Source organism: uncultured Victivallis sp., from assembly GCA_944389935.1.
GTDB lineage: Bacteria > Verrucomicrobiota > Lentisphaeria > Victivallales > Victivallaceae > Victivallis.
The window spans coordinates 1-22574 of the sequence record CALXOE010000031.1; the positions used below are offsets into that span (position 1 = coordinate 1).

At 60.3% G+C, this 22574-nt stretch carries 21 protein-coding genes; 13 read left to right on the forward strand and 8 right to left on the reverse strand.

What is annotated here, in order from left to right; all coding sequences use genetic code 11:
- Together Q0J85_RS10025 and Q0J85_RS10030 are read right to left on the reverse strand one after the other, a co-directional pair.
- Positions 1 to 500: hypothetical protein (locus Q0J85_RS10025; RefSeq protein WP_294480994.1), on the reverse strand; the 500-nt coding region annotated here is incomplete at its 3' end.
- A gap of 183 nt (positions 501 to 683) precedes the next feature.
- Entirely contained in the window at positions 684 to 1622 is a 939-nt protein-coding gene (locus Q0J85_RS10030; RefSeq protein ID WP_294480995.1) for a LysR family transcriptional regulator, read from the reverse strand.
- A gap of 125 nt (positions 1623 to 1747) precedes the next feature.
- Between Q0J85_RS10030 and Q0J85_RS10035 the strand changes: the two genes are divergently transcribed.
- Genes Q0J85_RS10035 through Q0J85_RS10050 form a run of 4 tightly spaced genes read left to right on the forward strand, consistent with a single transcriptional unit; the run spans position 1748 to position 4435 of the window.
- Positions 1748 to 1987: a hypothetical protein gene (locus Q0J85_RS10035; protein WP_294480997.1), complete on the forward strand. Its 240-nt coding sequence runs from the start codon at positions 1748 to 1750 to the stop codon at positions 1985 to 1987.
- A 20-nt stretch (positions 1988 to 2007) separates the two neighbouring features.
- The gene (locus Q0J85_RS10040; RefSeq protein WP_294480999.1) at positions 2008 to 2763 is read left to right on the forward strand and encodes an SDR family oxidoreductase; all 756 of its coding nucleotides are present in this window, start codon (positions 2008 to 2010) and stop codon (positions 2761 to 2763) included.
- 24 nt (positions 2764 to 2787) lie between these two features.
- Complete coding sequence (locus Q0J85_RS10045) at positions 2788 to 3327, forward strand: flavodoxin family protein (protein WP_294481001.1); 540 nt, start codon at positions 2788 to 2790, stop codon at positions 3325 to 3327.
- A 52-nt stretch (positions 3328 to 3379) separates the two neighbouring features.
- Positions 3380 to 4435, forward strand: coding sequence for an alpha/beta hydrolase (locus tag Q0J85_RS10050; RefSeq protein WP_294481002.1), 1056 nt, complete (start codon positions 3380 to 3382; stop codon positions 4433 to 4435).
- A 22-nt stretch (positions 4436 to 4457) separates the two neighbouring features.
- On the opposite strand, the gene Q0J85_RS10055 is transcribed toward Q0J85_RS10050, so the two are convergent.
- From Q0J85_RS10055 to Q0J85_RS10075, 5 genes are all read right to left on the reverse strand, one after another.
- Positions 4458 to 5159, reverse strand: coding sequence for a LysM peptidoglycan-binding domain-containing protein (locus Q0J85_RS10055; protein ID WP_294481003.1), 702 nt, complete (start codon positions 5157 to 5159; stop codon positions 4458 to 4460).
- Positions 5156 to 5857: a 16S rRNA (uracil(1498)-N(3))-methyltransferase gene (locus Q0J85_RS10060; protein WP_294481004.1), complete on the reverse strand. Its 702-nt coding sequence runs from the start codon at positions 5855 to 5857 to the stop codon at positions 5156 to 5158. The genes Q0J85_RS10055 and Q0J85_RS10060 overlap by 4 nt, the downstream gene beginning before the upstream one ends.
- A 24-nt stretch (positions 5858 to 5881) precedes the next feature.
- Positions 5882 to 7237 (reverse strand): ArsB/NhaD family transporter, encoded by a 1356-nt coding sequence (locus Q0J85_RS10065; RefSeq protein ID WP_294481005.1) that lies wholly within the window; start codon positions 7235 to 7237, stop codon positions 5882 to 5884.
- A gap of 10 nt (positions 7238 to 7247) precedes the next feature.
- Positions 7248 to 8165 (reverse strand): PTS sugar transporter subunit IIA, encoded by a 918-nt coding sequence (locus Q0J85_RS10070; RefSeq protein WP_294481006.1) that lies wholly within the window; start codon positions 8163 to 8165, stop codon positions 7248 to 7250.
- Between the two features lie 95 nt (positions 8166 to 8260).
- A complete protein-coding gene (locus Q0J85_RS10075) occupies positions 8261 to 10402 on the reverse strand; it encodes a serine/threonine protein kinase (RefSeq protein ID WP_294481008.1) in 2142 nt (713 codons plus the stop codon).
- A gap of 161 nt (positions 10403 to 10563) precedes the next feature.
- Here Q0J85_RS10075 and Q0J85_RS10080 point away from each other — a divergent pair, with 161 nt between their 5' ends.
- Positions 10564 to 11661: a hypothetical protein gene (locus Q0J85_RS10080; protein WP_294481010.1), complete on the forward strand. Its 1098-nt coding sequence runs from the start codon at positions 10564 to 10566 to the stop codon at positions 11659 to 11661.
- 19 nt (positions 11662 to 11680) lie between these two features.
- Positions 11681 to 12571: an EF-P lysine aminoacylase EpmA gene (gene epmA / locus Q0J85_RS10085; RefSeq protein WP_294481011.1), complete on the forward strand. Its 891-nt coding sequence runs from the start codon at positions 11681 to 11683 to the stop codon at positions 12569 to 12571.
- Here epmA and Q0J85_RS10090 read toward each other — a convergent pair.
- On the reverse strand, positions 12568 to 13437 hold the full coding sequence (locus Q0J85_RS10090) for a PocR ligand-binding domain-containing protein (RefSeq protein WP_294481013.1): 870 nt from the start codon (positions 13435 to 13437) through the stop codon (positions 12568 to 12570). The genes epmA and Q0J85_RS10090 overlap by 4 nt on opposite strands.
- A 130-nt stretch (positions 13438 to 13567) precedes the next feature.
- On the opposite strand from Q0J85_RS10090, the gene Q0J85_RS10095 reads away from it, so the two are divergent.
- From Q0J85_RS10095 to Q0J85_RS10125, 7 genes are all read left to right on the forward strand, one after another.
- Positions 13568 to 14668 (forward strand): phosphotransferase enzyme family protein, encoded by a 1101-nt coding sequence (locus tag Q0J85_RS10095; protein WP_294481015.1) that lies wholly within the window; start codon positions 13568 to 13570, stop codon positions 14666 to 14668.
- Positions 14669 to 14799: 131 nt separating this feature from the next.
- Positions 14800 to 16824, forward strand: coding sequence for a beta-galactosidase (locus Q0J85_RS10100; RefSeq protein ID WP_294481017.1), 2025 nt, complete (start codon positions 14800 to 14802; stop codon positions 16822 to 16824).
- Positions 16825 to 16906: 82 nt separating this feature from the next.
- Positions 16907 to 17542 carry an IMP cyclohydrolase gene (locus Q0J85_RS10105; RefSeq protein WP_294481019.1) on the forward strand — a complete coding sequence of 212 codons (636 nt, stop codon included), beginning with the start codon at positions 16907 to 16909 and terminating at the stop codon, positions 17540 to 17542.
- 214 nt (positions 17543 to 17756) lie between these two features.
- Complete coding sequence (locus Q0J85_RS10110) at positions 17757 to 18509, forward strand: IclR family transcriptional regulator (protein ID WP_294481022.1); 753 nt, start codon at positions 17757 to 17759, stop codon at positions 18507 to 18509.
- 55 nt (positions 18510 to 18564) lie between these two features.
- Positions 18565 to 20127, forward strand: coding sequence for an FAD-dependent oxidoreductase (locus Q0J85_RS10115; RefSeq protein ID WP_294481027.1), 1563 nt, complete (start codon positions 18565 to 18567; stop codon positions 20125 to 20127).
- A gap of 93 nt (positions 20128 to 20220) precedes the next feature.
- Positions 20221 to 21261 (forward strand): GntR family transcriptional regulator, encoded by a 1041-nt coding sequence (locus tag Q0J85_RS10120; RefSeq protein ID WP_294481028.1) that lies wholly within the window; start codon positions 20221 to 20223, stop codon positions 21259 to 21261.
- Positions 21262 to 21297: 36 nt separating this feature from the next.
- Positions 21298 to 22500, forward strand: a complete 1203-nt coding sequence (locus Q0J85_RS10125) for a hypothetical protein (protein WP_294481031.1) — start codon at positions 21298 to 21300, stop codon at positions 22498 to 22500.
- Positions 22501 to 22574: the final 74 nt, after the last annotated feature.

Here is a 22574-nt window from a genome sequence, read left to right on the forward strand (position 1 = left end):
TTCGGCGTTTTCACGATGAAGCCCATGTTGTAAACTTTCCAGATCCGAACGCCTGACGCAACCCGGGTTTTCAGGATCTCATCGAGCATTTCGTCGCTGACCGGCTGGTAGATCGAGTTGATCGTTTCGCGCCAGGCCTGCCCGAACCCGGCCGGCGCGGCTGGATCGGTGTCCTCCACGCTCAGCGGAATGTCGAGAATCTGCAGCGCCGCTTGGCGGATCTCGTCCCGGTTGCTTTGAGGAGGATTTTCCCGGAGTACGCTTCTGCCGAAGCGGATGGTGTCGCCGATCCAGCGGTTCGGATCCGGGTCGGCCGCCTCCTGTGCGAGGATGCGTTCGGCCTGTTCCAAGGCCGGGGATTGCGGCCGGGATTCGACAAATGCACGCATTTTCGCGAGTGTGTCACGGCGCAGGGTTTCAACCGGTTCCGGCTTGCCGGCCGCGGCAGTGAGGGTAACTCCTGCCAGCAGCAGAAAGGCGATGAATCTCATGAGCTTCATAAAGGTGACTCCCTCTCTCTTTTCGTTTGAGGTCTCCGCGTACATCGATTCCCGGGCGCGTGCGGATTGCAGGCGCAGCCTGGTGCAATCTGTCGATTGTTTACTTTATATCGCTTTCTGCCGGTTTTCAAGCAGTTCTAGACGGACGACTTCACATTTGCGGGGAAATGTCTGTTCCCGGATTCAATGCTCCGGTGCGGGATTGCGCCCGGGGTTGAATTGTGATTCCGGAACGCGGAATCGCTGCCGGACCCGTTCCAGAAAAAGCTCCGCGGCGGCGGAAAAAACCTGGTATTTTTTCCAGACGAGGTTCATGCCGGATTCCACGCGCGGTTCGAGCGGACGAAAACAGAGTCCGTTGTGGCGGGTCACATTGATCAGCCGGTCGAGCGCGATGGCGTAACCGACGCCCTCTTCGACCATCAGCGCCGCATTGTAGATCAGGTTGTAGGTCGCGACGATGTTCATTTCGCGGACGGCCTCTTCAAACCACTCCGAGTATTCGTTTTTCTGCGGCAGATGCCGGATGGCCTGGCGGGAACAAATGAGCGGAAGCCCGGACAGATCCCGGCGCGTAATCGACCTTTTGGCCGCCAGAGGAGTGTTTTTCCGCATGATGACGCCCCATACGACTTTGTCCGGCAGTCTGATGCTGTTGTATTTCATGATGTCGACCGGCTGAATCAGGATTCCGAAGTCGAGGATGCCTTTGTCAAGCCGTTCGGTCACATCCTCCGCATTGCCGCTGAAAATGTGGAACCGGGTTTCCGGGTAATCCTCCTGAATCTCCCGGATCAGAGACGCGATCTGCCGCATGGCTTCGGTTTCGCCTCCTCCGATGTGGACATCTCCGGCAACCGTGTTGCCCATCGAACTGAATTCCGACTCGGTCTTCTGGACCATTTCGAGAATCTCCTCCGCCCGTTTGCGCAGCAGTACGCCCTCCGGCGTCAGAGTCAGGGAGTGGCTGCCGCGAATGAAAAGCTGCTGTCCGAGTTCCTCTTCCAGGTCCTGCAGCTGCCGCGACAAAGTCGGCTGGGTGACATGGAGGGTTTTCGCCGCACCCGTCATGCTTCCCTCGCGCGCGACCCCGAGAAAGTACCGCAATACTCTGAGTTCCATAATCTTCTCCTGGGTTGTATGATAAAATAGCAGAATCTGATATGATTTTCAAGCATATCATGACATAATAAATAAGTATTTGCTATTTGACAGGAAGCCACTATATTGAAAAGCGCAGGGAGGTGATGGAGTTGGATTCCGGGGTGGAATTTCTATTACGTCGGAATTTGAGCGACGCGGGGTGTGATGCGACGGTTGTGGAACGGTTTTTCCGGTTTCAGGCGGCCGGCAGGTCTCAGGAGCAATATCGACTGCTTCTGAGACACCGGCAGTCTCTTCTGGAACAGTTGCACGCCGCTCAGAAAAGGATCGATTCCCTCGACTTTCTGATCGATTCGATGAAGTCGGTGGAAAAATCAGAATAAATTGCAGGAGGAAAATGAAAATGGACATGGAAATGACGGGGAAAGTTGCTCTGGTCGCCGGAGCCACAAGCGGGATCGGAAAGGCCACTGCGGAGATGTTCGCCCGGGCCGGTGCGTCTGTCGTACTGGCGGGCCGTCGGGAAAATCTGCTCCGTGAGATCACGGAATCTCTGAAGAAAGAGGGGTGCAGCGCGGCATACGTCGTCTGCGATGTGACCGATGAGAAACAGGTGGAAAATATGATTCGATTCACCGCCGACACATTCGGCAGACTGGACTGCGCCTACAACAACGCCGGAATCATGAGTGATGATGTGGAGACGGCCGAACTTGCGAGTTCCGAATTCGACCGGGTCATCAACATCAATCTCCGGAGCATGTTTCTCTGCATGAAATACGAGTTGCGTCAGATGCTCCGGCAGGGGGGCGGGGGATATGCGATCGTCAACTGTTCCTCGATCGGAGGTTTGATCGGGCTGCCGGGGCGGGTGGCTTATCACGCATCCAAGCATGCGGTCCTCGGCATGACGAAGTGCTCGGCGCTGGAATATGCCTCCCGCGGAATCCGGATCAACGCGGTCTGCCCCGCAACGATCGAGACTCCGATGGTGGAAAAGATGGTCGCGACCGGAGCCATCAAGGGTGTTGCCGAGCCGATCGGTCGTTTCGGCCATCCGGATGAGGTCGCTTCTACCGTACTGTGGCTCTGCAGTCCGGCCGCAAGTTTCATCGTCGGCCAGGGTATCGCCGTTGATGGCGGTTATACGATCCGGTAAGGAAAGCAAAAGGAGAAGTGCGAAATGAAAAAAGTTCTGGTGATCTCCTCGAGTCCGCGGAGAAACGGAAATTCCGATCTGCTTTGCGATCAGTTCATGAAAGGTGCGATCGAGGCCGGACATCGGGCGGAGAAGATTTTTCTCGCGGATAAAACGATCCATTACTGCACCGGCTGTGGCGCCTGTGCCAATGCAACCCGTCCCTGCGTGCAGAAAGACGACGTCGCGGAAATCCTCGAAAAAATGGTGGGGGCGGATGTCATCGTTCTGGCGACGCCGGTCTACTTCTATACGATGTGCGCCCAGCTCAAAACCCTGATCGATCGCAGCTGTCCGCGTTACACGGCGATTTCAAACAAGGAGTTCTACTTCATTCTGACGGCGGCGGACACGAGCCGGGCCGCGATGAATCGGACTCTCGAGAGTCTGCGCGGCTTCACGGAGGATTGTCTGGAAAACTCCCGGGAAAAGGGGATCGTGTTCGGCCTCGGTGTCATGGATCGTGGCGAGGTGAAAGAGACCCCGGCATATCGGGAGGCCTTTGAGATGGGGAAACGTATTTGAGAGGGATGCCCGGTCGGAGAACACAACCATGAAACCACGGAGGAGCGTTCAAATGAACAAGTTTCTTTTCACAGCAGCTGCATTTGCTCTGCTCGTCGTCGCCGGAGTGGCCGGGACGGACAATCTGCAGAAAAAAGGAGGAGTCCATATGAATCACATTGCAAACGACACCCGCATTTTCCGGATCAATCCGGAGATTCAGGCGCAAGAGATCCGTTTTCAGAATCGGTTCGGCATTGAACTGGCCGGACATCTTTATCTGCCCCGGGGATTTGAACCGGAGAAACGGTATCCGGCCGTCGCGGTCTGCGGGCCGTTCGGCGCGGTCAAAGAACAATCTTCCGGTCTCTATGCGCAGGAATTGGCGGTACGCGGGTTTGTCGCGCTCGCGTTTGATCCGTCGTATACGGGGGAGAGTTCGGGCGAACCCCGTTACGTCGCCTCGCCGGACATCAATACGGAAGATTTCTCCGCCGCGGTCGACTGCCTGTCACTGCTGCCTTTCGTGAATCCCGACCGGATCGGCATCCTCGGAATCTGCGGCTGGGGCGGCCTCGCGCTCAACGCCGCCGCGAACGATCCTCGCATCAGGGGGACCGTCGCGGTCACCATGTACGATATGAGCCGGGTCACGGCCAACGGCTATTTCGACTCCATGGATGCCGACGGACGTTACGAACTGCGCCGGCAGCTCAACGCGCAGCGTCTGATCGATGCAGAAAAAGGGACATACGAGACCGCCGGAGGTGTGCCGGACGTCCTGCCGGACGATGCTCCGCAGTTCGTCAGGGATTATTTCGCCTATTACAAGACGCCGCGCGGCTACCATCCCCGTTCGTTGAACTCGAATCAGGGATGGAACAAAACTTCGGCACTGGCGTTTCTCAATGCGCCGCTGCTTACGTACAGCGGCGAAATCCGCTCTGCTTGTCTCCTGATTCATGGCGAAAAGGCGCATTCCCGCTACTTCAGCGAGGATGCATTCCGGAAGCTGACGGGGGACAACAAGGAACTCTTCATCGTCCCCGGGGCTTCGCATGTGGATCTTTACGACAATTTTGAAAAGATCCCTTTCGATAAGATCGACGCCTTTTTCCAGAAGCTCTGACGGAGGGAGCGCCGGCAGCTCATTACGGTTCGGCCGGAGGAATGACGAGCTTCTGGCCGACCTGGAGATTGCCGTTCCCGGTCAGATGGTTCGCTTCCATGATCCTCGGATACTTTGAGGCGGAGCCGTAGAATTTGCGTGCGATGCTGCCGGGCGTATCTCCTTTCTGCACCGTGTAGAGCCGGTTTCCTCCGGTTGCGGTCGCCGATCGATCCGGCGGCATCTCCCGAACCGGCTGGTTCTGAAGTTGTGCCAGTCGCCGGCTCTGGTTCGCGATATAGCGCCGGAGCTGTTCGATGGTTTTGCGGAGCTGACGGTTTTCGGCGGCGAGGGCCGCAGCCGGGAGTTCCGGCAGCGGTTCGCCGGAGAGTTGTTTCAGAAGTTTCGTCCGGGTCAGCATCCGGTAGTGTTCGACGGTCGAACGGTCCTGATCGTCCTCCGGCGCGAGACGCAGATATTCGTCATAATGGTAGAGCGCCGCTGCCGGATTGTTCAGCGTTTCATCGTAAAGACTCGCAAGCGCAAGGTGGCCGTGCGGAGACTCGGGGACCTTTTCGAGGTAGCGCTTCAGATAGGTCTCCGCGGCCTGCGAATCCCCATCGTCGCGCAGTTGAATTCCCTTGAGGTAGAGCGGATGTTTTTTCGGGTCGTTCTGTCCGCAGCCGCCCGCCGTGACGAACAGCAGTGCGGCGAGGAGCATTCCTGTGACTGCCGTGACTCTCATGGTTGCACCTCCTCCATTTTCTGCCGCAGCACCGCCAGCCCGCAGACGGCGGCGGTTTCGAGCCGGAGCACGTATGGACCGAGATTCAGCCCGCGGACGCCCGCGGCGTGCATGGCACTCTCTTCCGCCGGAGTGAAGCCTCCCTCCGGACCGACCAGCCAGGCGAACTCCTGCGCTGTGCCGTCGACGGCGGCCGGGGCTGCGGCGGAACGGATCGCCCCGAAGAAGCCGCGGATCTCTCCGGTCTTAAGCTCTTCGAGCAGCGCCGCGAGCGGCTCTGGCGCGGCAATGCGGGGCAGGAACGGATTTTTCGACTGTTTGCACCCCTCCTGCAGCAGCGTCTGCCAGCGGTCGCTGCCCTCGGGTTTGGCGACGGACCGTTCACATTCGATGAGCCGGATCGACCAGACGCCGAGTTCCGCGGCCTGTTTGAGCAGCACGTCGAATTTGGCGCGGCGCGGCACGGCGCAGCAGAGATGGAGCTTCTTCTCCGGTTCCGGCTCCCGGGTCGCGGAGAGGATTTCAACGACACGTCCCTCGCGGACGATTCCGGTCATGCGCCCGCCGCATCCGTCGAGCAGTTCGACCTCGTCGCCGGGGCGTGCCCGCAGGGTTTTAAACAGATGATCGCGTTCGCGGGCACTCAGCTGCGCGTGCGTTCCGGGCGTGAAAAAGGTTTCCGTAAAAAATGTGTGCATGGCGAAACGAATTCCGATGTCCTTTCAATAGATGTAACGAAAATAGAGATAAACCGAACTGATCGCGACCGACAGGATCATCAGCGGAAATCCGTATTTCGTGAACTGCCGGAAGTTGACGGGATAGCGGTTGCGACGCGCGATCTGGCTGACGACCACATTCGCTGACGCTCCGATGAGCGTGCCGTTGCCGCCGAGGCAGGCGCCGAGGGCGAGTGCCCAGAAGAGCGGTTCGCGGACCTGATCCGGACTCATTCCGGTTTTCTCAGCCAGTTCCGGGATGATCGAAGTGATGAGCGGAATCATCGAGATGACCAGCGGAATGTTGTCGATCACTGCCGACAGGAGGGCGCTCCCCCAGAGGATCATCATCATCGTCAATGCGAAATTGCCGCGGGTGAGGCCGATCATTTCCGTTCCGAGTTTCTCGAATACGCCGTCGATCTCGAGTGCCCCGACCATCATGAAGAGCCCGCAGAAGAAGAGGATCGTGTTCCACTCGACTTTTTCGAGCATCCGGGAGAGTTCGATTCTGCAGACCAGCGCCATGACGAACGAACCGCAGATCGCGATGAGTCCCGGCTCGAGTCCGGTCACGCGGCCTGTGAAGAATCCGATCAGCACGATCGCAAAGACCCAGAGCGAACGTGAGAGCCGCACCGGATCGAGAATCGCGAGCTTCGGTTCCGTCATCCGGACCTGGGCGACGGCGCCCGGAGCGGTCCGGAGGCTCTTGCGCATCTGGAAGAGCACGACCGCGAGACTTGCCGCCGCAATGAGAATCACCACCGGCGTCAGATTCAGCAGAAAATCGTTGAACGAAAGTCCGCAGCTCGCGCCGATGAGGATGTTCGGCGGGTCGCCGATCAGCGTGGCGGTCCCTCCGATGTTCGAGAAGATCGCCTCGAGAATCAGAATCGGCGCCGTCGGCAGCCGCAGAAGCTGCGTGATGAGAATCGTCACCGGAGCCATCAGAATCACCGTCGTGACGTTGTCCATGAATGCCGAAATGAACGCGGTCGCACAGAGAAATTCGAGTACGACCAGCGCGCCGTTCCCGCGTGTCTGCCGGGCGATCGTGACGGCGAGATACTCGAAGACTCCGGTGGTCGCCATGATGTTGACCATCACCATCATGCCGATGAGAAGTCCGAGTACGTTCAGATCGATTTTCCCGAGCATCTCGGTGAATCCGGCGACGCCGACCGCGACCATGAGTCCCGCTCCGAGGATGGAGGCGATCGTCTTGTCGATCTTTTCCGAGGCGATGAGAATGTAGGCGAAGACGAAGATCGCGATCCCCAGCCACATGTCGGTGCCGTTTCCGGTGCCGTTCGCGGCTTCGACCGCTCCGGTTATCATTGCCGATGAGAGAAACATGTCAGACTCCTCAGAGATGGATGATTCGTTTCAGAAGCAGCGTGCGGTCGATGACCCCGAGCAGCTTGTTGCGTTCCCCGACGATATAGACGAGCGGACATTTCAGAACCGAAATCGCAAAGACGATCTCAATCAGCGTCGCATCTTCCGGAAACGTGCGGAACGCTTTGTTCATGACGTCCGACACTTTCGACGCGGCCTCCACCGAAAAATACTCCTCGAACGGATCGAAATACCGGATGAAGCCGACGCTTTTGAGCTGCGAAAAAAACTCCGGAATCCCGAGCTTGAAGAGGTCGTCCGCGATGACCTCCCCGACAAGCGTCTCCCCGTCGAGCACCGGCACCACCGCCGCGCGGATGTCGGCCATCATGCGGGTCGCCTCCTGCAGCGGCATCTCCGGCGGCAGCGTGAGGCGCGGCGGTGCCATGATATCGGAAGCGATGACCGCGGGCGGCCGCTGCCGCCGGACCTCCCGGAACAGCCGCAGCATCTCTTCCGTCGAGTCGCAGCTGCGCAGCCGGTCGCGCCGGGCGGGATTGTGCATGACCGCCGCGATATCGGCCATGAAACGGAGTCCCTCCATCGGCCGCTCTTCCGGGATCAGCAGCATGCAGCCGAATACCACCGGGATGTCGTCGGGGGTCTCGCAGTCGAGGGGATTCTCCAGCACCGCACAGACCGCGCAGAGCGATTCGAGCTGCGGAATCCGGGCGTGCGGCAGAATCAGACCGCAGCCGATCGTGGTCGGACTCTGATTCTCCCGCTCCCAGATCAGGTCGAGGATCGCGCTGGAGGTCAGCCCCAGCTTGCGGAGCGGTTCGAGTTTCGCCGCATCGGAGGCGAGTTTCCGGAACAGTTCCGCCGGATCGGCGGCCGACAGGCGGTTGATGATGTTCCAGGCGATATTGTATGGAGTTTCGCTCATTGTCTCATGCCCCCCTCTCTGCTGAACATGAATAGATCGTCTTCCAGCTTATTACTTTACCACAAAAGGCAGCGGTTTTCAAGCCTGCGGGCCGATCAATCCCGGTGATGATGGGTCGCCATGACGCCGGTCTCGATCAACTGCACAAGCATGCCGCGCGTCGTGGCGATCGGAGCGCCGGAGACGAAATAGTTCATTTTTCCGACAGCGGCTTCCAGCTGCGGACGGCCGCTCTGCTTGAGTTTTTCCGCAATAGCGATCACTTCGGAAGCGGGGATTTTCCCCGGAAGTGTTTCTCCCTCTTTCAGAATGACGAGGCGGTCGTCGAGGACCGTCACGATCGTGCCGCGTTCGTCGACGTAGTAGAACTCATGAATCGGGTCGAGCACATAGCCGCGCACAACCGGTTCAAAGAGCTGGTCGAGACGCAGTTCCAGCCCGGCGACGCCGAGAAATTTTCCCGCGCGGTCGTACATCGGGTAGCGACAGTTCACATGCAGTTTCCCGTCCTCTCCGGGATATGGTTCCGACCAGACGATCTTCCGGCCTCTGCCGAAGTCTCCGAGTTTCCGCCAGCGTTGCCGGAATGCTTCCGCCCCGAGCTCTTCCCGGGTGCCCGGGTAACTGTAAAACACCTGGTTCGCCCAGCGCACGAAGAGCCGCAGGATCGGACGGCGGCCGCTGAGCAGTTCGTCGGCCGCCGAACGGTTTTCGTTCACGTCATGGCTGCTCAGGTTGTAGCAGAGGATCTTCCGGCAGATGTCGACGTACTGCTTCGCGCCGGGGAGTTCCTGCTGCGAGTCACCGGGCGTCTCCGGCTTGATCCGGACCATGTAGTCGAGGTTGACCGGATGCGGATAAAGTTCCGAAACGGTCATCCCCGGCGGTGAGGTCGCCGGGTCGAGATACTGTTCGTTGTCGATGAAGCGGCTGTCCCGCTCTTTCGGCTCCTGCATGTCCTCGATCAGATTGTCCGCGAACAAAAGCAGCTGCGCCTGCGCAAGCAGAAAATTCTTTTCCACCGCGATTCCGATCCCGTCGTTGTAGGACTGGAACTTCAGCCGCTGCATGAGGTCGCGGGTCCGCTCCTGTTCGCGGAGATTCGCGTGAAAGTAGAGGAGAAACAGCCAGCCGCAGAAGAACAGCACAATCCCCGCGGAGACGAGAACCGTCGTTGTGCGGTGCCGGTAGAGAATCCGGAAAAGTTTGCGCACGAAATTGTCGGGGGCGGCTTTCACCTCTTCATCGTAGATGCAGCTGCGCACGTCGGCGGAGAGTTCATGGACCGTCGCATAGCGCCGGGCGGGGTCGGGATGGACCGCCTTGCGGATGATCGCCTCCAGCTGCCGGCTGATCTTCCCGTTGCCGGGATAGCGGCGGAAAGCCGCGGGATCGCGCACGTCGCAGCGGGTGGCTTCGCCGGCGGCCTCCTCCTTTGCCGGAGCACTTCCGTTCCAGCCGCGCCGGAGCGTGACCAGCTCAAAGAGCAGCATGCCGAGAGAAAATACATCCACCTGCGGCGTCACTTTCCGGTCGCGCAGGAACTCCGGCGGCAGGTAGTTCGGCGTGCCGCTGAGTCGTTCCGGCGTGACGCCGAACGGCCGGGCGCATCCCCAGTCCATGACATAGACTTCCCCGAACTGGCCGGTCAGGATGTTGTCCGGCTTGATGTCGCCGTGGACGATCTTCAGGCTGTGGCAGTATTCGATCACCTCGCACGCTTTCAGAAAATATTCGAGCCGGGAGATGACCGCCGCGCGCCGCTGCCGGAACGGGAGAACTCTTTTCTCCTCCGCGGCGCGTGCCGACCGGATCAGTGTCGTGAGCGATGCGCCGTTGATGAGTTTCATGACCGCCTCCCAGTTGCCGTCGCGTCCGCGCCCCATCGCGTAAATCGGGACGATCGACGGGTGGTCGAGCCTGGCGTTCAAACGGCACTCCTCGATGAATGCCCGGATCGCATGCGGATCGCGGTTGAACGGCTCTTTCAGGGATTTCACCGCGACGACGCGGTTGAAGACGATGTCGCGCGCCTTGCTGATCCGGCCCATGCCGCCGGAGGCGAAGTTGCAGATAAACTCAAATCTCCGCGCGAATTCCGGGGCGTCGATCTGCTCGATCTGCTCTGCGGCGGATTCCGCGTCCTCCGCTCCGATTCGGGAGGAGAGCACAAGGGTGGCGTCGGGAGGGGCGGCGGGTGTGGTTCCCGGCGGTTGTGTTGCGTCGTCCTGCGTCATTTCTCTCCTGTTGCGTCTCCGTTTCGGAATAGTATAATCGTTTTTGGCGGAATTACAACTGTTAATCCCGGTCCCGCTGCAGATTTTTCGAGGGGAAATGCTTGCTTTTCCGCTCCCGGAACGCTATCTTAAGCGAAAAGAAGAAAGGAAAATGGTCGACCATGAAGATCCCGCTGCTGCTGCTGTTGTCCGCCGCCTGTGCCGCCGTTGTCTCAATGGCCGGCGAAACGCGGTTTCACTGTACGCCCGTCGGAGCTCAGGAGCGGGAGGCGCTCCGGCGTTCGACGGAATCCTGTCCGGTTCTGCGGCTCGTGAAGCCGGGGGCACGGCCGTGGCGGTTCTTCTCCGCCGCTGACGCGGTTGTGCCGCTGCTGCATCGGGAGTTCGTCACCGCCGGGGACGGTCGGGAGTTTCTCATCGAGTATCCGGTCGGGGAGGCGCACCTTTTTCTCTATGACGGAGATGTTTACGGGGAGGTCGGCGAATTTGTCTTTCTGCTGCCCGGGAGCGAACTTCTGAAACGGGCGTTGGCCGGTTCTCCGGAAGATCCGCTCGGCGCGCCCCGTGTCCGCGAGGCGTTCAACCGGCTTGCGAACATCGAATGTGCCGAATGGACTCTGCCGGAGAATTTCAAGTCGGAATACTCCGCGCGGGTCACCGGGCCGTCGTTGCGGCGCGGCTGCACACTGCCGGAGCCGTTTTCAGCTGACGCGGTGCAGCAGGCCGTGGAGTCCGGTGCGAATCTGCTGCGTTTCGCGCCGGGGGAGAAGCCGCTTGAGCAACTCGATGCGGCGCTGGCGGCGGGCGTTCCGGTGCTGCTCGACTGTTCGGCGCTGTCGACGGCTTCTCTGGCGGTGATTGCCGAGCAGGTCAAGGCGCATCCGGCACTGGCCGGAATCGACCTCGGCGCGGCCCCGGACACATTGGAACGGGCGGAAACCGTGCGCGCCCGGGCGGAGAATCTGCCGCTCTTCGCCGCACCCGCGCCGTTTGGAGAGGTGGAGGATTTCCGGGAGTTTCGACCGCTGCCGCTTGCGGACGTGAGTTACACGGTTGCGGTTCCGCGTTCCGCTGCCGGGACGGTCGAACCGGTTCTGGAATTTCAGCGCCGTTACGGTGCGCGGATTTTTCTGCGCGCGTTCGATGTGGAGAATCCGAAGCGGTTCATCGACGAGGCCGAGAAGAACGGCTGGGAGTGGGTGACTCCCGCCCCCGCCGCGAAGCCGTATACGGATTGTTTCCGGCGAAACCGGAAGTGACGGCAGGGGAGGCGGATTTATGGATGCGGAAAAACTGCGGAATTTGAAACTTCGTTCGGAGCTCTTCCGGGCGATCCGGGCTTTCTTCTACGACGCCGGTTACATCGAGGTCGAGACCCCGGTGAAGATCCACGCGCCCGCGCCGGAGGAGTACATCGAGTCGGTGCGTGCCGAGGGGGATTTTCTGCGAACCAGTCCCGAACTGGCGATGAAAGTTCTGCTGGCCGACGGCATGGAGAAGATCTTCCAGATCGGCGCCTGTTTCCGGGCGAACGAGTTCGGGCGGAAACACCGCGAGGAGTTCACAATGCTCGAATTCTACTGCCGCGGCATGGCGTACCGCGAACAGGCGGTTTTCACTGCGGATTTTGTCCGCCGCGCGGCGGAACAGGTGCTCGGCTCCACCCGGATCGAGTATGGCGGCAACCCCGTTGATCTGGGGAGTTATGAATTCGTCACGGTCGACGAGGCGTTCCGGCGTCATGCGGGGTGCACGGCGGCCGAAGCCGATGCCGCGGATCGTTTCGACGAACTCATGGTCACGAAGATCGAACCGGAACTCGGACGCGGAAAACTCACGTTTCTCTGCGACTATCCGGCGAACCGCGCCTCGCTTGCGCAGCTCAAGGCCTCGAATCCGGCGGTGGCGGAGCGCTGGGAGCTCTACATCGAGGGGATTGAACTGGCGAACGCTTTCGGGGAACTCACCGATGCCGCCGAGCAGAAAGCGCGGTTCCGGGCGGCGCTGAAGTTCCGTGCCGAGGCCGGCATGCACGCATATCCGGAGCCTGTGGAGTTCTTCGCCGCGCTCGAGCGCGGACTGCCGGCGAGTTCCGGCTGTGCGATGGGTCTCGACCGCCTCGCGATGATCTTCTGCGACGCGGACGACATCAGCAAAGTTCGGGCCTAATTGTCGCGTTTGTCGGGGAGAGACCCCCGGCGTTTGCGGTCGCGATACTCGCCGGGCGGAATTCCGCGCCGCTTGCGGAACACGCGCGAAAAATAGAATTGATCGGTGAAGCCCGCCGCGAACGCAGCCTCGCCGACGGTCGCTTCCGGGTTCGCGCGCCAGAACTCCTCGGCCTTTTCGAGCCGGCGCTCGATGAGCAGCTCCTTGAAACTCGTCTGGTAGTTGCGGCGCAGAAACTGCGAGATGGTCGAGACGCTGCGCCCGAGTTTGCGCGCCATTTCCGGCAGCCGGATCTCCTCGGTGCAGTGAAGTTCCAGATAGCGGTCGATCTCATGTCGGAGCCGGTCGCCCTGGAGCACGGCCAGTTCGCGCACGACGATATAGTCGATCAGCATCTTGAAGAGACCGAGCATGTCTTCGAGTTTTTCGGCATTGAATTCCGGCAGTTCATGAAACGCCTTTTCGAGTCGTTCGCGCTGTTCGGCGCTCGTGCAGCGGCTCAGCATGCAGCCGGGGACTTCGCTGCCGGTCCGGAACTGGCCGATCATCAGGAAGCCCGCGAGCTTGTCATGGATGAACACCGGTGCGATCGCCTCGCGCAATCCCGCATGGCAGCGGTAGTCGATAATGCCCCGCTTCGCGACCGCCTCGGCCCGTTTTGCCGTATCCATCGAGAGACACTCTTTCAGCGTGCCGATCTCCTGCTGAACCATCGCGCAGTAGTCGCTGTTGCGCATGTGGCGGCCGCGGCGCAGTTCCCGCCCGTCCGCCGAAAAAAAGGTCACGCGCAGATCGAGCACCGCCGCAAAGTGATCGATCAGCGACTGCACTTCATCGCTCAGAAACAGCTCAAACGCCGTGAACATGGTTGCCTCCTTTTTCCTACTATATCCTTTGAATGCGGAAAAATCCATAGGAGATGTGAAAATTTCCATTTTGCAAATGCCCTCTCCGGTTTATATTGTTTGAAAACGAAATAACGGAAAGGATTTTTCGATGAATTACGATCTGCGGGAGGTTTGCGCGAATTTCGCGCTCCGGGGCGACTACGTGATCGGCATGCCGTTCGGCACCGGGCATATCAACGACACCAACGCCGTGACCTGCGATCAGGGCGGAACGCTCGTGCGCTACATCGTGCAGCGGATCAATACGAATGTCTTCCGGCAGCCGGAACAGCTCATGGAGAACTTCGAGCGCGTGACTTCGCACATCCGCGGGAAACTCCGGCGCGAACGCAAGACGAATCCCGCGACCCGCCGCCGGACGCTCGAACTCGTTCCGGCGAAAGACGGACGCCCGTTCGTGCGCGACGCGGCGGGGAACTTCTTCCGCTGCTACGTCTTTGTCGAGAACGCCCGCACCTACGATATTCTCGAGACGGAGAAGCAGGCGTATGAGGCGGCCGCGGCGTTCGGCGGGTTTCAGTCCGATCTCGCGGATCTCGACGGACGGCTGAATGAGACGATTCCGGAGTTTCACAACACGGTTTCGCGCCTCGCCGCGCTTGAGAACGCCGTGAAAGAGAACCGGGCGGGACGGCTTGCGGAGGTCTCCGCCGAGCTTGATTTCATCCGTGCCCGCGCTTCGGAGTGTTCGACTCTGCTCGATCTTCAGGCCGCGGGCGAGATCCGCGAACGGACCACCCACAACGATACGAAACTCAACAACGTCCTCATCGACGACCTGACCGGAACCGGCTGCTGCGTTATCGACCTCGACACGGTCATGCCCGGACTCCCGCACTACGATTTCGGGGACATGGTCCGGACCGGAACGAGCCCGGCGGCCGAGGATGAGCGCGATCTTTCGCTGGTCACGATGCGGTTCCCCATGTACGAGGCGCTGCTGCGGGGTTACCTCGCGGGGGCGGGGAATTTCCTCTCGCCGCTGGAGAAGTCGCTGCTGCCGTTCTCCGGGAAACTCATTACGCTTGAGATCGGAATCCGGTTCCTGACCGACTACCTCGAGGGGGACGTCTATTTCCGCATTCACCGTCCGGGTCACAATCTCGACCGCTGCCGGACGCAGCTCGCGCTCGTGAAGTCGATCGAGTCGCAGTATGACGCGATGCGGCGCCTCGCCGAGCAGTTGTGAGTTCCTCCGTCTTTTTCCGCTTGTTTCCCGGAAAACACAGAATTTTTCCCAAAGAGCCTATTTCATTTCGCGGAAAAGCGTGGTACGTTACGGGCCAATACACCTGAAAACGATACCAAGGAGATGGGATCATGGAAAAATTCGGGCCGATCATCCGCAATGCGGCGGAGATTCTGCACGGGGGCGACTACAATCCGGATCAATGGCTTGAAACCCCGGAGATCATCGACCGGGATTTCGAGCTGATGGAGAAGTCCGGCTGCAACACCTTTTCGGTCGGTATTTTCAGCTGGACCGCGCTGGAGCCCGCGCCGGGGAAATACCGTTTCGACTGGCTCGATCGGATCATGGACCGCATGGCCGAGCACAACTTTCATGTGATTCTCGCGACGCCGAGCGGAGCGAAACCCGCCTGGCTCGCGACCGCGCATCCCGAGGTCTGCCGTGTCGATGAAAACGGATTGCGGCAACCTTACTCCTGGCGTCACAACCACTGCTGGAGTTCGCCGTTCTACCGTGCGAAAGTGCGTGAGATCAACTCGAAACTCGCGAAACGGTATGCGAACCATCCGGCTCTTTCCGGCTGGCACCTCTCGAACGAATACAGCGGCAGCTGCTACTGTGATCTGTGCATCGACCGTTTCCGCAGCTGGCTGCGCGAACGGTACGGCACGCTGGAGAATCTGAACCGCGCGTGGTGGAATACGTTCTGGAGTCACATCCACACCGACTGGGCCGAAATCACGCCGTGGGGGTGTTCCGAGGGGAACTCGTTCGACTGGAAGCGGTTCAATACCGTTCAGTGCTGTGAGTTCATGAAGTTTGAGGTCGACGCGCTGCGTGCCTGTGCGCCGGACGTTCCGGTGACGACGAACATGATGGGATTTTTCGACGGGCTCGACTACTGGCGAGTGGCGGAGGTGTGTGACTTCATCTCCGACGACGTCTATCCCGGCTGGGGAATCGAGCCGGATGTCCGCAAGATTCTCGCCGAATGTTCGATGCGGCACGATATGCACCGTTCGATGAAGAACGGCAAGCCGTTTCTCATCATGGAGTCCGCTCCGAGCGCGACGAACTGGCAGCCGGGTCATCGGCTGAAGCGGCCGAATCAGCACAAACTCGAGGAGCTCACCGCGATCGGTCACGGCGCCGACGGAACCCTCTACTTCCAGTGGCGGAAGAGCCGCGGCAACCTCGAGAAATTCCACGGCGCCGTCGTCGATCACGTCGGGACGGAGGAGACCAGGGTGTTCCGCGATGTCGCCGAGCTCGGCGCGCTCTACCGCAAATGCGGCGGGATCTGCGGGAGCGCTTATCCGGCTCAGGCGGCGGTCGTCTGGGATTGGGAGTGTCTCTGGGCGTTCCAGACCAGTTCCGGCCCCGGCAGCCTGGAGGAGAAGAAGTACACGGAAACGGTTCAGACTTTCTATCGCGCGCTCTGGACGAAGAACATCCCGCTGGATGTGATCGAATCGTTGTCGGATTTCTCGAAATACCGGCTGCTGATCTGCCCGATGATGTTGATGCTCAAGCCCGGCGTGGCGGAACGGCTCAAAGCGTTTGTCGCGGCGGGCGGAACCGTGGTGATGAGTTATTTCTCCGGCTATGAGGATCGCGACACGAACTGTTTCCTCGGCGGTTGGCCCGGGGACGGGCTCATGGAGCTCTTCGGCATCTGGAACGAGGAGATCGGCGGAATTCCCGCGTTCGATCGCCAGTCGATCTGTTACGAGGGACGCGAATTTGACGTGTCCGGATATGCCGAGCGCATTCATCTGCGCGGGGCGGAATCTCTCGCAACCTACGTCGTCGACCCGCTTTACAGCGGAAATCCCGCCGTGACGGTCAATCGTTTCGGCGCGGGGAAAGCGTACTACATCGCCGCGCGCACCGGGGAGGAGTTCCTCTCGGAGTTTCTCGGGAAGCTCGCCGCTGATGAGGGATTGGAGCCGGTCATTCCGGCGGACAACCCCGGGATCAGCGCCACGCTGCGCAGCAACGGCGAAGAGGAGTTTCTGTTCCTCTTCAACTACACGGCGGAGGAGCGCAGCGTCCGGCTGCCGGAGGGAAGTTACACGGCGCTCGCGGACGGTTCCGCCCGCAGCGGCGTCGTCAAACTGCCTCCGTTCGGCTCGGAGATCCTGAAAAAGTGAGCGGGAAATTTGAATTTCCGGCGTTCCGGCCGTATGTTATATGCTCGCGAACGAACTTCAAATTCAATCAGACAGGTGTGATATGTATTTAGGCAGAATTGTGGCGATCGGCATGACTCCGGCGGGCAAGGCCGCGGCGATGTACCGGGTTTCCTCGCGCTCGTTTCCGAACCGGGAAGCGGTGTTGAACAACAATCAGATTTCGATCATGCCGCGGGCGGGATTCGAGGGCGATCTGCGCAAGAATCCGTACATCACCTACAACTGCATCCGGCTTACGGGCGAGTGGGCGGTTGCGACGAACGGTTCTCAGACCGATCCGATCGTCGAGAAACTCGCGATGGGCTATCCTGCGCGCGATGCGATCTCGCTTTCGCTCCTGGCGATGGATTACGAGAAGGATTCGCTCGATACGCCGCGCATTGTCGCGGTGGTCGGACGCAAGGTGCGGAAAGGATATCTCGGCATCATCCGCAAGGACGCGCTGCTCGTTCGGGAGTTCGATCTCGTGCCTGGACAGATCCGCTATCTCTCGACCTACGAGAAGAATCGTCCGTGCGACGATCAGGTGACGGACGGTTTCGACGGCGTCTGCGCGAAGTGCGCGGTGAACTACATCGTCGACGGCGGGATCTTCGCGGATTTCACGAATCCGGTCACGAGTGCCGCCGCCGTCGAGTCAGGTGACGGTTACGAACTCGCAGTCCGCGTGATCTGACGCATTCGGACATTTTCCATGATGCCGCAAGGAGCGGGGGGGAATTTTCCCTCCGCTTTTTTTTTCGTTTTTCGGGGAATTCCAGAGAGGAAGATCCCCATTTTATTTAATTATTTTAAATATTGAAAAATAAATTAAAAAATACTTGAAACAGCTCTTGCCGGACGGCGCCCGTTTCGGTATAATATCAATATCAGGCGGAGAGGAGGGTCGGATGAGTTCGGTGATCGACAAGGCGGCGCTGGTGCTGCGTTTGACGGGGGAGCACGAGCCGTGCACGCTGCAGGAGCTGACGGTGCTCTCCGGGATCAAGAAACCCGCATTGTATCTGCTGCTCAAGCAGCTCGTGCAGAACGGTCTGCTGGCGAAAGAGGAGAAAACGCGCCGGTATTCGCTCGGAACGGGGGTGTTCGATCTGGCGGCGCGGCGGAATGCCGAGCTGGCGGCGGTTCATTTTTCCCGGCATATCGCCGAGGAGCTCGGGAGCGAATTCGGGGAGGCGGTGACGATTGCCCGGCTTTCGGGCGGGTGTTATCACCGGATTGCGGAGGTGGAATCGCGTTATTCCGTGAAAGTCGGCGCGGTCGACGGCCGGGAGAACCGCCTCTACCGCAGCGCGACGGGCCGGGTGCTGCTGGCATTTGCTCCGGAAGCGGAGTTCCGGAAGATTCTGGCGCGGGCGGGGATGCCGACCCCGTCGGAATGGCCGCGCATGCGTTCGCCCGAACAGCTGGAGCGGGAGCTGCGCCGGATCCGGGAGGAGAACTTCGCCGAGCGCAGAACTTCGGATGGCGAGGCGGTTTTTCTGGCGTCGGCCGGATTCGACCGCAACGGGAGCGCGATCGCTGTCGGGGTGAACTTTCCGCTGTTCCGGTACGAACGGGAGGAGTCCGGCCGCATCCGGGCGCGCCTGGCGCGGGCCGCGGAACAGCTGACCGCTTTGCTGTCAGGCGAAAATCGCCGTTGAAAACAGCTTCATTACGAGCATTCTCACTCATCATCAAAAACACAGGAGGATGGATATGGAAGAGAGAATCACGTTCACCCGGAAAGATGTCCCGGTCGTCCGGCAGGCGGAGGTTCTGGTGGTCGGCGGCGGCTATGCCGGGTTCGGCGCGGCGCTCGCGGCGGCCCGGAACGGAGCGAAGACGCTGCTGGTCGAACAGCAGTCGGCGCTGGGCGGACTCGTGACCATGGGATATGTCGCATTGACGTTCAGTTACATCGAGGGGATCGGGTACGAACTCTTCCATATTCTCCAGCAGACCGGAGCGGTCAAGGGGCGGTTCGTCGATCCGGAAAAGACGAAAGTGATTCTCGAGCAGATGCTGCTCAAAGAGGGAGTCGAACTGCTGTACAACACCACTGTGATCGATTCGATCGTCGAGAACGACACGATCACCGGAGTCGTGATCTGCAACAAGGGAGGAATCCAGGCGATCCGGGCGGCGCGCGTGATCGACGCTTCCGGCGACGGCGATGTCGCGGCGGCCGCCGGCGTCCCGTACGAGGTCGGCAACCCGGAGATGGACGGCTACAATCAGGCGACTTCGCTTGTGATGCACGTCGGGAACGTCGACATGGAGGAGTATAAAAAGATTCCGCGCATGTCGACCTGCTGGCTCAAGCAGATCGAGGAGGCGGTGGCCTCCGGTGAATATCCGTATATGATCGACAAACGGGTGAACTGGGTCGTGCAGACGCCGGGGCGCGATCCACGTCATCAGGAGCTGTTCATCTGCTATGCCCACAGTCGCAAATGCCGCTGCCTGGACGGGTTTGATCTGACGCGCCAGCTGGTGGAACAGCGACAGCAGTGCCAGTGGATCATCGAGTTCTGCCGGAAACGGATTCCGGGATTCCGCGATGCGTGGCTGATCGACACCGCGCCGATGCTGGGCGTGCGGGAGTCGCGCCGGATTCTCTGCGATTACAAGCTTACGGGCGATGACCTCGTCAACGGAGCCCGCTTCGATGATGCGGTGATGCGCGGCATGCATGCGTTTGACGCGCACCATCCGCTCGAAGTCGGCCACGTCAAACATATCGTCCGCCGGAACGCCGACGGGGAGGAACAGAAGTTCTACGTCAATCCCGGCAACTGGCGCGAGGTCCCTTACCGTTGCCTGGTGACGCGGAAGATCGACAATCTTCTGGTGGCGGGGCGGGATTTTTCGGCGGATTTCATGGGGCACAGCGGCAATCGGCTGGTGCTCGAATGCCTGAACATGGGGCAGGCCGCGGGAACCGCCGCCGCACTGTCGATCCGGGACGGTGTGACTCCCCGGAAGCTCGACGTCAAAAAATTGCGCGACACTCTGGTCGGCATGGGCGTGAACCTCTATCACGATCCGGAATTCGGCAACGGCGGGGTCGACGTGCGGATCAAGGTGCGCCCGGAGGACCTGATCTATCCGGAGAACAACGCCAGCGGGCAGGCGACCACCGAACTGCGTCCGGAGCGTCGCGAAGAGTATGTCGTCGACGTCGACGCGATCGAGCGGGAACGGATGGAACGGTATTTGCAGGAGTCCGGCGCGGGCTACACTTCCACCGGCGGCGATGTCGGTACGAATCTCGAGTGAAATCGGCACTTTTTTCGCCGTCCTGACTTGACAGAGGACATACAATATTGTATAATCTATATACAAAGATTGTAATCGCATGAGGGCGGGACGGTGGAAAAATATCTGGAAATAGCTGACATTCTGCGGAATCGCATTCTGCATGGCGACTACATGCTCAAGGAGATTCCGACGGAGAACAAACTCGCGGCCGAGGTCGGAGTGTCGCGCATGACGGCGCGGAAAGCGATCATGCTGCTGATCAGCCAGGGGGTGCTGGAACGCAAGGAGAACCGGCGGGTCGTCTGCGTGGCGGGTGCCGGGCGGAAAAATGAGAAAATCGCATTGCTCGTGCCGACCTGGTCGTCGACGGAGTATCAGACCTGGCGTCATCTGCTCGAACGGATGGCGCTCGAGCACAATTTGAACGTGCATCCGGTCGATTATGTGCACTGGGAGGATCCGGTGGTGCCGCATACGCTCGACTCGTTTCCGGCGGTGTTTCTGCTGCCGTCGGTCGGGGCGCTGCCGCCGCGGGTGGCGGAGCTGCTGCGGAGTCATCCCCGGCTGGCGGTGCTGGGAAATGATTTGAGCAGCCACGGGCTGCTTTCGATCAATCTGTTTCCGGCGATTCACGTGAATCGCCTGCTGGATCTGCTGGTGGATGCGGGCTGCCACCGGGTGGACTGTCTCTGTGCGCAGCCGCGGGACGAGACGACGGAGGCGCGGGTCATGCAGTGGCGATTGTGGCAGCGGCTGACCGGGATTCCGGGGGATCTGCTCACCCGGAATGTCCGGCCGTTTTCGTTGTCGATTCGCAACGCTTTCGAGATGGTCGACGAGGCTTTGCGGCAGGGGCGGCGCATGGATGGAATCCTCAGCGTAACGATGAACGGAGCGCTCGGCGCCTGCCGGGCGTGCCGCGAACACGGTTTGCGGATCGGTCGGGACGTACGCATCTGCACCGTGAACGGGCAGGGGACGAACCGCTATACGATTCCCACAATCACCTGCCTGGAGCCGGAGGAACAGAGCGCCTATTTGAAAGTGGTTTTCTCCTGGATGACACAGGAGCAGGGGGCGTGGGATGGACCGCTTGTGCTCCAGCCGGAGCTGCCGAAACTGTTCACCGGGGAATCCACCTCCGGCATGTGAGGCCGGAGCCGGAACCCGAAATCGGAGGGAAACTGCATGGACTCGGCGAAATCGGACGCTCCACTGCGCGAGGCGGTCGCGGCGGCGGTCGGCTGGCTGACCGGGACAGCTGCGAATCGAACGGAAACTCCCGTGGGAAAACGCGGCGCAAAGCTGCGGCTGAAGAGCTGGGTCGGAGCGATCCGCGGGGAGTACCGTGCCGCGACGAAAGAGTGGGACTCATTCTGTCCGGTCTGGCACACCGGACAGGCAGTGAAAGCACTGGTTGCGGCCTCCGAAACTCTGGGGCGGCCGGAGTGGCTCGAACGGGCGGTATTTCATGCGGAGTTTCTGCTGGCCAATCAGATCGCCGATGGTCCGGACGCGGGGATGCTGCTCGGATTCGAGGATCATCCGGGCAAAGATTATGTGAACACATCCGCGGTGCTCGAGTCGCTTGACGGACTTTTTGAGTTGAGCCGCGCCACCGGGGATGAGCGTTTTGCCGATGCCGCGGTCAGGGCGCTCCGCTGGGTGAAACGGACCGCCTGGCTGCCGGAACGTGGTTTGTTCGACGATCTTTACGACATTCACCAACGCTGTTTCGTGCACGGGATTCAGGCGGCGCAGGGGCGTCCGCTGCTCGATGACGCGGTGTTTCTGACCGGGTGGCAGCTCACGGGCGATGCCGGTTTTCGCGAGGTCGCGCTGCGGACGGCCGAAATGCTGGTCCGTGATGAGTTTCCCGCCGGAAACTGGCTGAATTACGGGCCGTGCAGCCGCGACGAGGGAGTGCTGCATCCCCGGCACGCCTACTGGTGGGGGAATCCGATGCTGGAAGTGTACGAGGCCACCGGGGAGGAACGGTTCCGGGAGCTTTTTCTGCGTTCGGCGTGCTGGTATCTGCGGGCGCTCCGGCTCGACGGTGGACTCTTCCGGGATACGTCTCCGGCGTTCAACACCACCTCATTCGGGCACGCCGCGAGCGGTTCGGCTTCCGCTGCGGTGATGCTGCTGCGTGCCTGGCGTGCGAGCGGGGAGCGGGAGTTTCTGGAGGGGGCGCGCCGGGCGTTGAGATTCTGCCTGTCGATGCAGTTCACGCGAGCCGGGGATCCCGCATTGAACGGCGCGATTCTGGAGAAAGTCCTGCCGCCGGACGGATCGGACGCCTCCCCCTACCATGTGCGTGATCTCGGTACGATCTTCTTTCTGCAGGCCGCAGCTTTGTGGCTGCGACTTTCACTGCCGTTCAAACTTTGAAAAATCAGATTTTTTTCCTCTGTCCCTTGACATGGGTATATGAATATAGTATAATATTATACAAACCTGATATA

Bases quoted from the DNA above. Each gene is read 5' to 3' on its own strand.
- Q0J85_RS10055 (WP_294481003.1), bottom strand. From the start codon at position 5,159: ATGAGAGTCACGGCAGTCACAGGAATGCTCCTCGCCGCACTGCTGTTC.
- Q0J85_RS10070 (WP_294481006.1), bottom strand. From the start codon at position 8,165: ATGAGCGAAACTCCATACAATATCGCCTGGAACATCATCAACCGCCTG.
- Q0J85_RS10065 (WP_294481005.1), bottom strand. From the start codon at position 7,237: ATGTTTCTCTCATCGGCAATGATAACCGGAGCGGTCGAAGCCGCGAAC.
- Q0J85_RS10100 (WP_294481017.1), top strand. From the start codon at position 14,800: ATGGAAAAATTCGGGCCGATCATCCGCAATGCGGCGGAGATTCTGCAC.
- Q0J85_RS10035 (WP_294480997.1), top strand. From the start codon at position 1,748: ATGGAGTTGGATTCCGGGGTGGAATTTCTATTACGTCGGAATTTGAGC.
- Q0J85_RS10080 (WP_294481010.1), top strand. From the start codon at position 10,564: ATGAAGATCCCGCTGCTGCTGCTGTTGTCCGCCGCCTGTGCCGCCGTT.
- Q0J85_RS10110 (WP_294481022.1), top strand. From the start codon at position 17,757: ATGAGTTCGGTGATCGACAAGGCGGCGCTGGTGCTGCGTTTGACGGGG.
- Q0J85_RS10115 (WP_294481027.1), top strand. From the start codon at position 18,565: ATGGAAGAGAGAATCACGTTCACCCGGAAAGATGTCCCGGTCGTCCGG.
- epmA (WP_294481011.1), top strand. From the start codon at position 11,681: ATGGATGCGGAAAAACTGCGGAATTTGAAACTTCGTTCGGAGCTCTTC.
- Q0J85_RS10075 (WP_294481008.1), bottom strand. From the start codon at position 10,402: ATGACGCAGGACGACGCAACACAACCGCCGGGAACCACACCCGCCGCC.
- Q0J85_RS10095 (WP_294481015.1), top strand. From the start codon at position 13,568: ATGAATTACGATCTGCGGGAGGTTTGCGCGAATTTCGCGCTCCGGGGC.
- Q0J85_RS10090 (WP_294481013.1), bottom strand. From the start codon at position 13,437: ATGTTCACGGCGTTTGAGCTGTTTCTGAGCGATGAAGTGCAGTCGCTG.
- Q0J85_RS10060 (WP_294481004.1), bottom strand. From the start codon at position 5,857: ATGCACACATTTTTTACGGAAACCTTTTTCACGCCCGGAACGCACGCG.
- Q0J85_RS10030 (WP_294480995.1), bottom strand. From the start codon at position 1,622: ATGGAACTCAGAGTATTGCGGTACTTTCTCGGGGTCGCGCGCGAGGGA.
- Q0J85_RS10050 (WP_294481002.1), top strand. From the start codon at position 3,380: ATGAACAAGTTTCTTTTCACAGCAGCTGCATTTGCTCTGCTCGTCGTC.
- Q0J85_RS10125 (WP_294481031.1), top strand. From the start codon at position 21,298: ATGGACTCGGCGAAATCGGACGCTCCACTGCGCGAGGCGGTCGCGGCG.
- Q0J85_RS10105 (WP_294481019.1), top strand. From the start codon at position 16,907: ATGTATTTAGGCAGAATTGTGGCGATCGGCATGACTCCGGCGGGCAAG.
- Q0J85_RS10045 (WP_294481001.1), top strand. From the start codon at position 2,788: ATGAAAAAAGTTCTGGTGATCTCCTCGAGTCCGCGGAGAAACGGAAAT.
- Q0J85_RS10040 (WP_294480999.1), top strand. From the start codon at position 2,008: ATGGACATGGAAATGACGGGGAAAGTTGCTCTGGTCGCCGGAGCCACA.